This is a genomic window from Streptomyces prunicolor, from assembly GCF_045162825.1.
Taxonomy (GTDB): Bacteria; Actinomycetota; Actinomycetes; order Streptomycetales; family Streptomycetaceae; genus Streptomyces; species Streptomyces prunicolor.
This window is the reverse complement of sequence record NZ_CP108676.1, coordinates 4,034,306-4,048,028: the sequence shown is the minus strand read 5'-3', so window position 1 is coordinate 4,048,028 and position 13,723 is coordinate 4,034,306. Positions and strand designations below refer to the sequence as shown.

The following is a 13,723-nucleotide window of genomic DNA, read 5'->3' as shown; positions in this document are numbered from 1 at the left end:
GTCCATTGTCCCCCGGGTGCGCAAGGGGCCCCGGGCATACTCCCGAGGCACGGATCCCGCACCGCATGATTGGATGCCCAGCCGCCCAGCCCGGTATTCATCACTCCGCAGGCCGGATCCCGAGGAGCCGCAGGTCAAGGTCTCGCGTCACCCGGCGTTCGCACAGGCGTGCCGGTCACGGTCTCCAGACCACCCGGTGTTCCGCCAGATGCGCCAGCACCGCGTGATTCGCCTCCCACCCGTCCGGGAACTTCACCGTCACCCCCAACTGCACCGGCTCCGTCGACGGGTGGTCGTCCAGGAGGTCGGTGACGCCCGCCCGGCAGACCACGATGCACGCGTGCCGGTGGCGGGACGCGAGGACGCACAGGCGGCCCGTCTCCAGGTGGAAGGCGGTGGCGTCGGGGCGGCCGGAGAGGGGGTGGAGGACCACCGTGACGTCGAACTCCCGGCCCTGGAGCCGGTTCGCCGTGTCCACGGTGACGTCCGTGACGCCCAACTCGCCCAGCGCCGCCCGGATCGCCGCCGCCTGGTCCCGGTGCGCGGTGCCGATGGCGATGCGGTCGGCGGTGAGGGGAGTGGGGTCGGGTGAGCGTTCGGACGTGGCCGCGCCGCCCCGGTCCAGCAGGCGTCGTACGACCGTCGCCACCGCCCGTACCGCCTCCGGGTCCGTGCGGGGCGTGTGGCGTGCCGGCAGTTCCAGCAGGCCCCAGCCCGACTCCGCGGCCTCGTCGATCACCCGGTCCGGGCCTGAACCGTCCGACGGGACACCGAAGTTGAGCCGCCGATCGCCGTGGTCCGTGCCGCTGCGGAAACGGGTGTACGGGTAGAACGCGTCCGAGACCAGAGGGGCCGCCGACGCCGGGAGCCGCCACGACACCGGCAGGCGGTGCTGCGGCAGTTCGGGGTTGTGGGCGAGCAGGGTCGTCACCGCCGAGGACGAGGGGTCGTACGACAGGCCCGCCCACTGCTCCGCGCCGACGATCGCGAACGGGTCCAACTGCCCCGGGTCGCCCACGAACAGGGCCCGCTCGAACAGCCCGGCCACGGCCAGCAGCGAGTCCGAACGCATCTGGTACGCCTCGTCGACGATCGCGTGCCGCCACGGCTCGTCCACCTTCACATGCGCCCACTTGGCCGCCGTGGAGATGACGACCGGGAGCCCGGCCAGCTCGCCCGCCTTCGCCGACTTCCGTACGTTCGGCAGGTCGTCCAGTGCCTTGTCGTACGGGTCCGCGTCACTGCTGTGGAGGCGGCCGACCGGCAGCTCGCCGTTCTTCTCGGCGAGCCGGACGACCAGGTCGTCGACCTGGGCGTTGGTCTGCGCGACCACCATCAACGGGCGCCCCGCGTCGGCCAGTTCGAGTGCCGCGCGGACGACGAGCGTGGACTTGCCGGCACCGGGTGGGGAGTCGACGACGACTCCGCGCGCGGTGCCGTGCAGGGTGTCGCGGAGGATCGCGTCGGTCGCGCGGCCGGCCTCGGCACCGGGGTCGAAGACGATGTCGGCGCTCACAGGACGTCCTCCTCGGTCACCGGGTCGGCGGACTCCTGTACGGCGCTCTCCTCACCCGGCGGGCCCCCGTGCGTCCACGGTGTCTCCTCCTGGTCGGGCAGTTTCGCGCCGCCCCGCTGCTCGTGCTCGAACAGCGTGAAACAGATCCGGTCACCCTTCTCCGGCACGGAACCGGTCTCCGGCTCCTTGCCGCGCCCCATCTTGTCGACGACCCGGAGGACGACGAGGGCGCCCTCTTCCTCGTGGCCCACGAACTCCGCCGACTGCGGCTTCCCGGCGAGCGACCGGAACACCTTCACCCGCTCCCCGAGATGCGGCCGGTCGTCCGTGCGCACGGTCACCAGGGGGCGCGGGCGGGGGCTCTTGCCCTCGCTGTACGTCATGACGACATCCGTGACCTCGCCCGCGAATGCCTCCCCGGCGAGCCGCCGCCCGGCCATCACCAGCGGGTCGTCCAGGGCCTCCTGGGCATCCAGGCGGGCCTGTTCACGCTCGCGCGTGGCCAGCTTGTTGGCCGCGGTGACCGCGTCGTCGCGGCGCGGCTGCGGGGGCTCACCGGCGACGATCCGGTCCCGGTGGCCGGTGAACGACCAGCGGTCCCGGGTCCACCGGTCGACGGCGTGCGCGCCCTCCGGCAGCGCCCGCAACAGGTCGAGCCCGTGCCACACCGCGTCCCAGGTGGGGCGGGTGACCCTCTCGACGAGGGCCCTGATCTCCCGCTCGGCGGCGGTGAGTTCACCGAGCCGGTCGTCGGCCTCCAGACCGTCCTCGGCGGCGGCGAGGGCGGTACGCGCGCGGTCGTAGCGCTCGATGGCGGGGGCGAGCAGCTTGTTGTCGAACGCCGGGTCCGTGGCCGGCCCGGCCGGCGGGCACACCAACTGGCCGCGCGCGTCCCGCCGCAGCTCCGCGTCGAGCGCGGCCTTGGCGCCGGAGACACCGTCCGGCGGATCGATCCAGGCGAGCAGCGCGGCCAAGTGCTGGTCCTCCAGGCTGGATTGGCCGGTGGCCCAGTGCCGGCCGAGCACCTCGGTGAGCGCGAGCAGCAGTGAGGAACCGGGCACGCGGGCCCGCTCCCCGAAGTGGGTCAGCCACCGGCCGAGCAACGGCACGCGCGGGGGCGCCGGGTGCGGGGTCTCCGGGTCCTGCTCGGCGGTCCGGCGGAACCGCATCGAACGGCCGAGCAGCCGTACCAACTCGATGCCCGCGCGGCTCGGCACGATCAACTGCGGGGCGTCCGCACACAGTTCGACCTCGACCTTGACCCGCTTGCCGGTCTCCGGATCGGTCTCGTTGCGCTCGGCGGCCTCCACGTCGTCGGCGTACGTGTCGATGTACGGCAGGACCACATCCGCGAGTTCGGCCAGGAACGTGAACCTGAGGTCCCGGTCGCGCGGCTGCGGTACGACGAGCAGGCGCGGCGCGTCCCGATCCGTGCCGACCAGGGCGCCGAGGGGCGCCCCGGCCTCACCTGCGGTGGTGAGCGGCACGAGGACGAGGGGGCGCTCGGCGAGGTGCCGGTGGCGGACGGTGGCGGTGGGCTGGGCACGGCCGCTGTGAACGGCCTCCAGGCGGGCGAGAGTTGAGATCAGAGACACGGGGCCTCCTCCGGCCGTGGGGCAGCCGCGCTTTCCAGGGCCTCGGCGCGCAGCTCGGCGGCCCTGCGCAGGGCCGCCACCGCCGGGTCGTCCGGGTCGCCTGCCTCTCCGTGGGCCGCCGCCAGGACCTCGTCGACCGTCGTCAGGTCGCCCAACTCGGCGCGCAGTGAGCGGCCGAGGGAGGTGACCGCGCCGGACGCGCGGGAGTGGTCGCGGCAGTGGAAGGCCAGTTCGCAGGCGGCCAGGCACTCGGGGGCGTAGGCGGCCGGGACCGACTCGACGGCGGCGGTCAGCTCGGCGGCCGGGCGGTCGGGGGCGAAGCAGGTGCCCTCGGGGAGGGTGTCGGCGATGTCCTCGATGCGGGTGAGGCGGGCCAACTGGCGGCCGGTGACCGCGCGTTGCTTACGGACGTCGACGGCGGACGCGGTGGGGAGGTTCGAGAAGTCCTTCGGACAGACCAGGAGGACGCGGTGCCGGACCCGGGGAGCGGGATCCAGCTTGGCCGCGACCTCTTCCAGAGCCAGCACGTACACCGCCGACTGGCGGGCCGCCGCGCCGACCTTCGCCGGGTCCGCCGAACCGTCCAGCATCGGGAAGGACTTGATCTCCACGACCGTCCAACTGCCGTCCGGGTGCACGACGACCGCGTCCGGCTCCAGGAACGCGGGCGAGCCCGCCACGTCGAGGGCGAGCATCGGGTGGTCGAGCAGCGTCCAGGCGGCGGCTTCGGTGGCCTCGCGCAGCGCGAGCGCCGTACGGGCCGCGCGTCCCTCGGGGCCGATCGCGTCCAGCTTGGGCACCCGCGCGCGGGTCGGCGGCTCGGCGCCCGCGTCCAGCTTCTCGTGCACCAGCCGCAGCAGCTCCGCGCCGCCGTCCGCCTTGACCCGGGCCTCGAAGGCATTGCCCCGCATGAAGGCGAACTGCGACTGCCCGAAGGCCGACGGCGAGCCGAGCGCGTCGGCCAGCACCGCCTTGTTCACCCCCGCGCCGTCCAGGATCGCCCGTCGCTTGCAGCCCGGGTTCGCCGCCAGCGCCGCGAGGGCGCGCGCGTCCAGCGCCTTGGCCGGGACGTCCGGGCCGCGCAGCTCAGCGAGCCGGTGCCGGAGCGCCGTCCCCCGCGTCCGTGGGGGAGGCACCCGGCTCGGCTCCGGTACCGAGCTGTGACTCGCGCTGCCGTGGAATTCGCTCACCCGGCGAAGTCTGGCATCCGCCACTGACAATTGAGGTTTCTGAGCCACGAGAGGCGTCCCGAGAGGCATCACGGGAAGCGTCGAGAGAGGCGTCACGGGAGCGGGCCGCTACCAGCGATCCGCGCCCCTCGAACCGCGCCCTGAGCCGGTCCGCCGCCTTCATCACCTGCGGCGCCAGCAGGAACCCGAGCCCCATCACGACCACGCCCGCGACCGCGTCGAGGAGGTAGTGGTTCGCGGTACCCATGACCACGATCGCCGTGAGCAGCGGATAGGCGACCCCGACGACCTTGGTCAGCCGTGTTCCGCCGTGGCGCCAGAGCATCACACCGCACCACAGCGCCCAGCCGCAGTGCAGGCTCGGCATCGCCGCGTACTGGTTCGTCATGCCGCCCAGGCCGCGCGGCGCGCTCGCGTCGCCGCCCCACCAGCCGTACGAGCTGTACTGGGCCATCGTGTCCACGAAGCCGTAGCCGGGGGAGAGCAGCCGGGGCGGGCAGGTCGGGAGCAGGGTGAAGCCGATCAGGCCGATGAACGTGGACGCCATCAGCCAGGTGCGGGCCGCGCGGTAGACCTGGGAGCGCGACCTGAACAGCCAGATCAGGATCGCGGGCGTGACCAGGTAGTGCAGCGACGCGTACCAGAAGTCGGCCGGGATACCGAGCCAGGCCTCGCGCGTGAACAGGCGGTTGAGCGGGTGCTCGGCATTGATGTGCAGGACCTTCTCGATCCGCAGGATCGCCAGCCCGTGGTCCACGGCGCTGGCCGTGTCGCCCCTGGCCAGCAGCCGGCCCGCCGAGTACGAGGCGTACACCAGGAGGATCAGCGGCAGCTCGGTCCACCAGCGCAGCCGGCTTCGCCGGTCCGCCTCGATGCCTGGTGTCTCGGTCTGCGGCATCCGATCGCCCTCCCCCTTCTGTGCTGTGCGCTGTCCCGTGGTCCGGCTTCCCAGTAGCCCGGTCGGGACACTTTACGGCGTACGTGTGCGCCCCGTTTCCGGCGCCCCCGGACCTCAAAGACGCAGAGATCGCCCCCCGGGTTGCCCTTCTCCAGGGTGCGCGATGATGGAGTGACCCGCCTCTCGTTTTCTCCCGGAAGGGTCCCTCATGGCACCGCGCATCCTGCTGGCCCGGCACGGACAGACCGAATGGTCACTGTCCGGGAAGCACACCGGCAGGACCGACGTCCCCCTCCTCGAAGAGGGCCGACGCGGCGCCAAGGTGCTCGGCGAGCGACTGCACCGGGCCCCCTTCGACGGCCTCCCCGGGGTGGAGGTCCGCACCAGCCCCCTGGCACGCGCGCGTGAGACCTGCGAACTGGCCGGCTTCGGCGACCGCGCGACCCCCTGGGACACCCTCATGGAGTGGGACTACGGCGCCTACGAGGGCATGACCCCGGAGGAGATCCGCTCCGTACGCCCCGACTGGCTGATCTGGCGCGACGGCGTCCCCGAAGGGGAGACCCTCGCCGAGATCACCGCCCGCGCGGACGAGGTCGTCACCTGGGCCCGGTCCGAGGACCGCGACGTCCTGGTCTTCGCCCACGGCCACATCCTCCGCTCGATCGGCGCGCGCTGGCTCGGCCTGCCGATCGACTTCGCGGCGCGGATACGCCTCAACCCGACGTCCCTGTCGATCCTGGGCTGGGCCTACGGTGACCCGGCAATCGAGAGCTGGAACGACCTGGGTCATCTAGTCCCCTAGGCGGCAGACGCCCCTGTCTATAGGGGCGCGGGGCTGTGTCTATTTGCGGCTCCGCCGCGTGGGCGCGACCAGCCCCCACCGGCCGGCAGATTCGTCACAACGATTCCTTGGAGGATTCACGCCGCAGTACGAGGCAACCCCGAGTGCCTGTCCAGAAACGTGGACACCCCTGATGCCCGCCGGTGAGGCAACAGCACCCGCGCAGTCCCGGCCAACATCGTCTGAATCCGCGACGACTGCACCAGGTCCAAAAGATCAAGCACCCGCATCCCCGCAGTCGCCGCCTCGTCCGGCCGCCCGCCGCGCGCAAGGTCATCCGCCAGCTCAGCCATGTACAGCGCGATGTTCCGAGTGAAATGCGGATCCTGAAGATGCGCCGCACGCCGCGCATGCCGCGCCGCCCGGGGCCAGTCGCCCAGAGTCGACCAGCACTGCGCCTCAAGCCCCTCCAACTCGGCCTCTCCGTAGAAGCTCATCCACTCCGGGTCGGCGTCCGAGTGCCCCCGCGCGAAGAGCGCCTGCGCCCGGGCCAGCGCCTGCTCGCAGCCGGTGCGGTCGGCGAGCCCCGCCCAGCCGCCCGCCTCGCGCAGCGCGAGCAGCGACATCAGGCGGGCGGAACCCAGCGGGCGTCCGACGCGCTGCGCGGCCTGCGCGGCGCGCACCGCTTCCCGTGGCCGGCCGGCATCCCGCGCGAGGAACGCCGTATTGCAGAAGGCGTGTGCCTCAAGGCCGGCGTCGCCGGTCAGGCGGGCGGTCGCGAGCGCCTCGGCGTAGTGCGAGCGGGCGTCGTCGAAGCGGCCGGAGTCGTGGGCCAACCAGCCCACCGAGATGGCGAGTTCACCCGCTCCGGAGTGCAGTCTCTCGGCGACCGACTGCCGGGTGGTGCCCGCGTCGAGCAGGGCGTAGGCGGCGCGCAGCGGGGCCGCCGCGCGCCGGTAGAGGCCGTCGGCGCCGTGCCGGTCGTCGAGCAGCCGGATTCTGCGGACGGCCTCTTCCAGGGCGCCCGCCTCGCTCGTGCCGGGGCGACGGACGGAACGTTCCGTTGCCCCGGCGTCCAGGGTGAGCCCCAAGGGGCCCAGCGTGCCGGCGGCCACCGTGACGGTGCCGCCCCTCATGAATGCGCGACGCAGCACGTCGCTCTCCTCGTGGTTCTCGTGCGTGTCGTACGGGTCCTGCGTGTCATACGGCTCGTACACGTCCCGCGTCTCACCCGTTCTGGCCGCCTCATCCGTGGTGAGGGCCGGGCTCGTGAGGTGTGCGGGGGGCGTGTCCTCGGCGGCGCGCGCCCCGCGTCCGCGTACGGACGAGCGGGGCGCGAAGCCGAGGTCGGCGAGCGTGCGGCCGGGGAACATGTGCAGGAACACCCGTTCGTACGCGTAGTTGGGACAACGGATCTCACCGGCCTCGACGCGGCCTACGTAGCGCGCGTCGCAGCTGACCCGCTCGCCGATCTCCCGCGCGGACCGGCGTACGGCCGCGGCGAATTCCGCCGGTGAGCGCGGTCCGCGCAGCCGCCGGAAGGCGAGGTTGGGTCTCGGTGGTCGGGGGAGCGGGGACGGGGTCACCATTGACGACGCCATGGCCGGGTCCTCTCGTGCGAACCGTCGAACCATGCCGGATTCAGGGTGACTTGTTGAGTGACGCCCTGTTTCCAGCGGGCAAGAACGTACCTGCTGTGCATGACCCGCCACGCAGGGTTTGGCTACAAACCGGATATCTCATCCGGGATCTGCCATGAACTGCCATCCTTTGCGGCTGACTTGTGCCGTAGCCGTTGACGCTTCAACGCGTTGAACTCCATGGACCCGGGAGCCACCCGACTCCCGACCCGCTCGTCCAAGGAGGGGTTCCGTGGTGCAGACCGGGATGGAGACCAGTCAGAGCGTCGATCCTCGAATGCCGAGCGCGGAGTACAGTGCGCCACCGTTCGTGGACTCGGCCTGTGATCTGGTGACGGTGCCGACGCGGCAGGGCCTGGAGGCGGTCGACATCCTGCGGCGCGGGGCGTGCGACGGGGTCGGCCCCGTCCTGCACGACGACGGCGACGACACCCTCGGCTTCCTGGTACCGCCGGGCACGGCGGCGGCGTGGGACCTGCCGGGCAGCACGTGTACGGAGACCAACGGCCGGGGCCTGCGTCTGGCCCCTGACCCCGAGCCGCCTGTCGAGGGCTCGGACTGGCTGCTGCCCCCCGGTGACGCCGACCTCGCGACCGACCCGGAGGTCCTGCGGGCCGCGCTGGGTGAGGCGGCTCGGTTGATCGAGGCGGCGGACGGCTGCCGGTAGCTCCGCGGGGCGGGCGGTGATCGACCCGCGGGCCGGTGGGGGCTGGTCGCGCCCACGCGGCGGAGCCGCATATCGACACAGCCCCGCGCCCCTAGGGGCGCGATGCCGCGCCGGACCATCCCCGTCCGTCGATAATGGGGCAATGGGAAAGTCCAGGAGTACCCGGCGTGGTGGTGCCGCCACTGCCGAAGCCGTCGTCGAACCCGTCGACGGTGGGCTCGCCGAGCTCATACCCGACCGGGAACGCGCGCGTGCCTGGACGCTGCTGATCGACGGGGCGCCGCAGTCGTACGTCGATCTCGACGACCCGGCGTATCTCTCCTTCGAGTACCAGCGCCGGCTCGGGCACGTCATCGACCTCGTCGCGCCGGCCGGGAAGCCCATCCACGTCGTGCACCTCGGCGGTGGTGCCCTCACGCTCGCCCGGTATGTCGCCGCGACCCGGCCCCGATCCACCCAGCAGGTCGTCGAGTTCGACGCGGCGCTGGTCCAACTGGTCCGGCGGGAGCTGCCGTTGGACCCGAACGCGCGGATCCGGGTGCGGTCGACCGACGCCCGCGCGGGCCTCGCGAAGGTGCCCGAGGAGTGGGCCGATCTCGTCGTGGCGGATGTGTTCAGTGGGGCCCGTACGCCCGCCCATCTCACCTCCACCGAGTTTCTCGACGAGGTGCGCCGGGCCCTCAAGCCCGGTGGGTTCTACGCCGCCAACCTCGCCGACGGACCCCCGCTCGCCCACCTGCGCGGCCAAATCGCCACCGTGGCCGCCCGGTTCGCGGAACGCGCGCTGATCGCCGACCCGACCGTGCTGCGCGGCAAGCGGTTCGGCAACGCGGTGCTCGTCGCCTCCGACCACCCGCTGCCGTTCGCCGAGTTGACCCGGCGCGCCGCCTCCGATCCCCACCCTGGCCGGCTCCAACACGGCCGCGAACTCACCGACTTCACCGGCGGAGCCGTACCCGTGACGGACGCCGCGGCGGTCGCCTCACCGGCACCGCCCCCGTCCGTGTTCCGCTAGCCGAAGCAACGCACCCCAGCAACGCACCCGGGAAACTCAGTAGTTACCGACGTCCACCCGCGGCGCCCCGTCGTGCCACGTGCAGATCACCGACACCTTGCCCGTGCCCTTGGTGAACTCCACCCGGAGCCACGAGGGCTCCTTCCACACCTGCATCGACCAGCCCGTACCCGGCGTCGCCGACACGAGCGTCACATAGGCCGGTGAGGTGTCGAGTTCGAGTACCACCCGCCCGCCGTCCGTGGCGTAACTCTTGACCTGGCCGGAGGGGGAAGCGGCGGGGGACGGGCTCGTGCTCGTCGTCTTCGTGGGGGTCGGGCCGGGGGTGCGGGTCGGGGTCGGGGTGCTCGTCGGGCTCGGCGGGGACTCGGCGCGAACCGGTGCCGAGGCCGGTGGCTGGGCCGCCTGCTCGGTCGCGCCGGCCGCCGTGATGGGCAGGGCGCGCGGCGGGTCGTAGGCCGTGCCCGTCATGACCGTGTGGACGCCCCACCAGGACAGCGTGACGGCCGCGCCGGTGGCGAGCGACCAGGCCAGCACGTGGACGAATCCGTTGACGAGTCCTCTGGGCAACGTGGGCATCGCCGCCATACTGCCTCACGCGCCCCACAGGTGTCCCGTCGGTCCCGCACCGCTTGTCCACAGAGGGGGAGTTGTCCACAGGCCCGGATGCGCGTAGCCCGCATGGGCTACGGTGCGGCGCATGGCAAGTGTGCTCGTGGTCGAGGACGACCAGTTCGTACGCTCCGCCCTCATCCGGCATCTGACCGATGCCGCGCACACGGTGCGCAGTGTCGGTACGGCACTTGAGGCGCTGCGCGAGGTCGCCCATTTCCGTTTCGACGTGGTCATCCTGGACCTCGGACTGCCCGACCTGGACGGGTCCGAGGCACTGAAGATGCTGCGCGGGATCACTGACGTACCCGTGATCATCGCCACCGCTCGGGACGACGAGAGCGAGATCGTCCGGCTGCTCAACGCGGGCGCGGACGACTACCTCACCAAGCCCTTCTCGGTCGACCATCTCTCCGCCCGCATGTCCGCGGTTCTACGACGTTCCCGTGCCACCACCGGCGAGGCACCCCCGTCCACGGTGATCCGCGTCGGCGGCCTCACCGTCGACCCGTTGCGCCGCCAGGCCGAGCTGGACGGCGTCCGACTCGACCTCACCCGGCGCGAGTTCGACCTCCTCGCCTTCCTCGCGGGCCGCCCCGGAGTCGTCGTACCGCGCAAGGAACTCCTCGCCGAGGTGTGGCAGCAGTCCTACGGCGACGACCAGACCATCGACGTCCATCTGTCCTGGCTGCGAAGGAAGTTGGGGGAGACGGCGGCGCAGCCACGCTATCTGCACACCCTGCGGGGTGTCGGCGTGAAGCTGGAGCCACCGGGAGCGGAGTCGCTGCGATGAGGTGGGCGCTGGTCAGGGTCTGTCTGGCGATCGCGGCGATGGTCGTCGTCGCCTTCGCGGTGCCGCTGGGCCTGGTCATCAAGGAGATGGCCCGCGACCGCGCCTTCTCGAACGCCGAGCGGGAGGCCGCCGCCGTCGCCCCCGCACTGTCGATCACCACGGACCGGGACCAGTTGGAGAAGGTCGTCGCCTCCGCGGGCGCGGACTCCGGGATGGCCGTCCACATACCGGCGGGGGAGGGGAAAGCCGCCCTCGACATCGGGCTGCAGCGCGCCGCGGGCAAGGACATCGCGACCGTACGGAAGTTGGGCCGCGCCTCCACCACCGAGGTGCCCGGCGGCTCCGTCCTGCTCCAGCCGGTCGCGCTCAGCTCCGGCGAGATATCCGTCGTCGAGGTCTACGTCCCGGAGTCCGAGGTCAGCAACGGCGTCGGGACTGCCTGGGCGGTGCTCGCCGGGGTCGGCATCGCGCTGATCGTCGGGTCCGTCGCGGTCGCCGACCGGCTGGGCGTACGGATGGTGCAGCCCGCGCAGCGCCTCGTCGAGGGCGCGCACGAACTGGGGGAGGGGAAGCTGGGGGCACGGGTGCCCGAGGAGGGGCCGACCGAACTGCGGCTGGCGGCGGTCGCGTTCAACTCCATGGCCGACCAGGTCGTACAACTGCTCGCCAATGAGCGGGAGTTGGCGGCGGATCTGTCGCACCGGCTGCGGACGCCGCTCACCGTGTTGCGGCTCAACGCGGCCTCGCTCGGGGACGGGCCCGCCGCCGAGCAGACGCGGACCGCCGTCGCGCAGTTGGAGCGGGAGGTCGACACGATCATCCGGACCGCGCGCGAGGCCAAGCCGCAGACCGTGGCGGCCGGGCCCGGTGCCGGGTGCGACGCGGCCGAGGTGGTGCGTGAGCGGATGCGGTTCTGGTCCGCGCTCGCCGAGGACGAAGGCCGCAAGGTGCGGGTCGCCGGGGTGGAGCGGCCGGTGCGCATACCCGTGGCCCGCGCCGACCTGGTCGCGGCCCTGGACGCGCTGCTCGGCAATGTGTTCCGGCACACCGCCGAGGGCACGGCCTTCGCGGTCGACGTGCACAACAGCGAGGACGCGGTGATCGTGCTCGTCTCGGACGCGGGCTCCGGCATACGCGACCCCGAGGCGGCGATGGCCCGCGGGCGCGGTTCCGGCAGCGCCGGGTCGACCGGGCTCGGCCTGGACATCGTGCGTCGGCTCGCGGAGTCGACCGGCGGGGACGTCCGCATCGGGTCCTCGATGCTCGGCGGCACCGAGGTGCGGATCTGGATCCAGCTGGATGGGCGGGAGCCGGAGCGCAACGGGCATCGGGGAGCCGTACGACGGCGTCGGCGCGGGAAATTGGTCTCTACCTTTAACCGCTCCCGATCCCTCCCTTAAGCGCACCCTAAGATCGCGAACTCCCGTCCGGATCAGGCGTTTTGCCCGGTTCCGGATCGCTAGCGTGCTGCCGCACCCCACCCCCGTACGGCGAAAGCAGGCACGCGATGAGCACGCACCGGCGCAGGATCAGCAAGAGGAACAAGGTGATCGGCGGAGCGGTCGCCGCCGCGGTCGTCGGTGGCGGCGCGATCATGCTGACCGGCATCGCCCAGGCGGCGAGCGTGGGCGCGGCCTACACCAGAACCAGCGAGTGGTCGACGGGATACACCGCGCAGTACGTCGTCACGAACACGACCGGGGCCACGAAGAAGGACTGGACGCTGGAGTTCGACCTCCCGTCGGGATCGAAGCTCAGCTCGCTGTGGAACGCCGAGTCGAGCGTGAGCGGGCAGCGCGTCACCGTGAAGCCGCCGAAGTGGGACACGGACGGGCTCGCGGCCGGCGAGTCGGTCACGGTCGGTTTCGTGGTCAACGGCACGGGCCAGCCGACCAGTTGTCTCGTCGACAACGCCAAGTGCTCGGCGGACGGCACCGCGACCCCCGAGCCGACCGGCCGCCCGACGACCTCGTCACCGACGCCCACGCCGACCGCCTCGCCGACCTCCAAGCCCACCCCCACGGCCACCCCCAAGCCCACGGCCACTCCCACCGCCTCCCCGACCCAGAGCACCGGCACCGGCACGACGGCCGGCGCGGGCTTCGCCCCCTACGTCGACACCTCCCTCTATCCCGCCTTCGACCTGCTCGCCAACGTCACCGCGACCGGCGTGAAGAACTACAACCTCGCCTTCATCACCGACGGCGGCGGCTGTACCCCGAAGTGGGGCGGGGTCTCTGACCTCGGCAGCGACGGGGTGGCCTCGCAGATCGGCGCGCTGCGTGCCAAGGGCGGTGACGTCCGGGTCTCCTTCGGCGGCGCGTCCGGCTCCGAGCTGGCGACGACGTGCGGTTCGGCGAGCGCGCTGGCGACGGCGTACGGCAAGGTCGTGGACGCGTACGGCCTGACCAAGGTCGACTTCGACATCGAGGGCGGCGCGCTGCCCAACACGGCGGCCAACACGATCCGCGCCCAGGCGATAGCCAAGCTCCAGCAGCAGCACCCGAACCTGGACGTCTCCTACACGCTCCCCGTGATGCCCGAGGGTCTGACCCAGGACGGGGTGAACCTGTTGTCCAATGCCAAGTCCAACGGCGTCAAGATCAACACGGTCAACATCATGGCGATGGACTACGGACCGGCGTACAGCGGAAATATGGGAACGTACTCACAGCAAGCGGCTACTGCTACACAAGCCCAAGTCAAGAGCATTCTCGGGCTCTCGGACAGTTCTGCATGGAAAGCGGTTGCAGTGACCCCGATGATCGGTGTCAACGACGTGTCATCGGAGGTCTTCACGGTCGAGGACGCGAACGGGTTGGCGGCATTCGCAAAGGCGAAGGGTTTGGGCGGCCTCTCGATGTGGTCCGCGACCCGTGACAAGCAGTGCCCCGGCGGTGCCAAGCCCAGTGCGGACGCGACCTGCAGTTCGATCGTCCAGGCCCCGTCCGCCTTCACCAAGGCCTTCGCGGCCTTCCAGTAGGCGCCCCATGGGCCCGGGGCCCCTCGTGGA

The 13,723-nt window shown here is 72.0% G+C and carries 12 protein-coding genes; 6 read left to right on the top strand and 6 right to left on the bottom strand.

The window, feature by feature from the left end:
- Positions 1–175: 175 nt before the first annotated feature.
- From OG588_RS18155 to OG588_RS18140, 4 genes are read right to left on the bottom strand one after another with little or no spacing between them, the layout of a single operon-like run.
- The gene (locus tag OG588_RS18155) at positions 176–1,516 is read right to left on the bottom strand and encodes an AAA domain-containing protein (RefSeq protein ID WP_405948208.1); all 1,341 of its coding nucleotides are present in this window, start codon (positions 1,514–1,516) and stop codon (positions 176–178) included.
- Positions 1,513–3,111: a hypothetical protein gene (locus OG588_RS18150; protein WP_405948207.1), complete on the bottom strand. Its 1,599-nt coding sequence runs from the start codon at positions 3,109–3,111 to the stop codon at positions 1,513–1,515. The genes OG588_RS18155 and OG588_RS18150 overlap by 4 nt, the downstream gene beginning before the upstream one ends.
- A complete protein-coding gene (locus OG588_RS18145) occupies positions 3,102–4,247 on the bottom strand; it encodes a hypothetical protein (RefSeq protein ID WP_405953152.1) in 1,146 nt (381 codons plus the stop codon). Before OG588_RS18145 ends, OG588_RS18150 begins: the two co-directional genes overlap by 10 nt.
- Entirely contained in the window at positions 4,198–5,199 is a 1,002-nt protein-coding gene (locus OG588_RS18140; RefSeq protein ID WP_405948206.1) for a phosphatase PAP2 family protein, read from the bottom strand. Before OG588_RS18140 ends, OG588_RS18145 begins: the two co-directional genes overlap by 50 nt.
- Positions 5,200–5,407: 208 nt before the next feature.
- Here OG588_RS18140 and OG588_RS18135 point away from each other — a divergent pair, with 208 nt between their 5' ends.
- A complete protein-coding gene (locus OG588_RS18135) occupies positions 5,408–6,004 on the top strand; it encodes a histidine phosphatase family protein (RefSeq protein ID WP_405948205.1) in 597 nt (198 codons plus the stop codon).
- A 116-nt stretch (positions 6,005–6,120) separates the two neighbouring features.
- Here the strand turns inward: OG588_RS18135 and OG588_RS18130 are convergent, their stop codons facing one another.
- Positions 6,121–7,584, bottom strand: coding sequence for a hypothetical protein (locus tag OG588_RS18130; protein WP_405948204.1), 1,464 nt, complete (start codon positions 7,582–7,584; stop codon positions 6,121–6,123).
- Positions 7,585–7,855: 271 nt separating this feature from the next.
- Here OG588_RS18130 and OG588_RS18125 point away from each other — a divergent pair, with 271 nt between their 5' ends.
- Both OG588_RS18125 and OG588_RS18120 read left to right on the top strand, forming a co-directional pair.
- Positions 7,856–8,290: a hypothetical protein gene (locus OG588_RS18125; RefSeq protein ID WP_405948203.1), complete on the top strand. Its 435-nt coding sequence runs from the start codon at positions 7,856–7,858 to the stop codon at positions 8,288–8,290.
- Between the two features lie 142 nt (positions 8,291–8,432).
- Positions 8,433–9,305 (top strand): spermidine synthase, encoded by an 873-nt coding sequence (locus tag OG588_RS18120; protein ID WP_405948202.1) that lies wholly within the window; start codon positions 8,433–8,435, stop codon positions 9,303–9,305.
- Between the two features lie 36 nt (positions 9,306–9,341).
- On the opposite strand, the gene OG588_RS18115 is transcribed toward OG588_RS18120, so the two are convergent.
- A complete protein-coding gene (locus tag OG588_RS18115) occupies positions 9,342–9,884 on the bottom strand; it encodes a hypothetical protein (protein ID WP_405948201.1) in 543 nt (180 codons plus the stop codon).
- A 121-nt stretch (positions 9,885–10,005) separates the two neighbouring features.
- On the opposite strand from OG588_RS18115, the gene OG588_RS18110 reads away from it, so the two are divergent.
- The 3 genes from OG588_RS18110 (at position 10,006) to OG588_RS18100 (ending at position 13,693) form a co-directional block, all read left to right on the top strand.
- The gene (locus tag OG588_RS18110) at positions 10,006–10,710 is read left to right on the top strand and encodes a response regulator transcription factor (protein WP_019056609.1); all 705 of its coding nucleotides are present in this window, start codon (positions 10,006–10,008) and stop codon (positions 10,708–10,710) included.
- Positions 10,707–12,110, top strand: coding sequence for an ATP-binding protein (locus tag OG588_RS18105; protein ID WP_398850592.1), 1,404 nt, complete (start codon positions 10,707–10,709; stop codon positions 12,108–12,110). The genes OG588_RS18110 and OG588_RS18105 overlap by 4 nt, the downstream gene beginning before the upstream one ends.
- Before the next feature lie 107 nt (positions 12,111–12,217).
- Positions 12,218–13,693 (top strand): cellulose binding domain-containing protein, encoded by a 1,476-nt coding sequence (locus tag OG588_RS18100; protein WP_405948200.1) that lies wholly within the window; start codon positions 12,218–12,220, stop codon positions 13,691–13,693.
- Positions 13,694–13,723 lie beyond the last annotated feature (30 nt).

Excerpts from the sequence above, each read along its gene's own strand:
- OG588_RS18140 (WP_405948206.1), bottom strand. The coding sequence starts at position 5,199 with ATGCCGCAGACCGAGACACCAGGCATCGAGGCGGACCGGCGAAGCCGG.
- OG588_RS18135 (WP_405948205.1), top strand. The coding sequence starts at position 5,408 with ATGGCACCGCGCATCCTGCTGGCCCGGCACGGACAGACCGAATGGTCA.
- OG588_RS18130 (WP_405948204.1), bottom strand. The coding sequence starts at position 7,584 with ATGGCGTCGTCAATGGTGACCCCGTCCCCGCTCCCCCGACCACCGAGA.
- OG588_RS18120 (WP_405948202.1), top strand. The coding sequence starts at position 8,433 with ATGGGAAAGTCCAGGAGTACCCGGCGTGGTGGTGCCGCCACTGCCGAA.
- OG588_RS18115 (WP_405948201.1), bottom strand. The coding sequence starts at position 9,884 with ATGCCCACGTTGCCCAGAGGACTCGTCAACGGATTCGTCCACGTGCTG.
- OG588_RS18110 (WP_019056609.1), top strand. The coding sequence starts at position 10,006 with ATGGCAAGTGTGCTCGTGGTCGAGGACGACCAGTTCGTACGCTCCGCC.
- OG588_RS18105 (WP_398850592.1), top strand. The coding sequence starts at position 10,707 with ATGAGGTGGGCGCTGGTCAGGGTCTGTCTGGCGATCGCGGCGATGGTC.
- OG588_RS18100 (WP_405948200.1), top strand. The coding sequence starts at position 12,218 with ATGAGCACGCACCGGCGCAGGATCAGCAAGAGGAACAAGGTGATCGGC.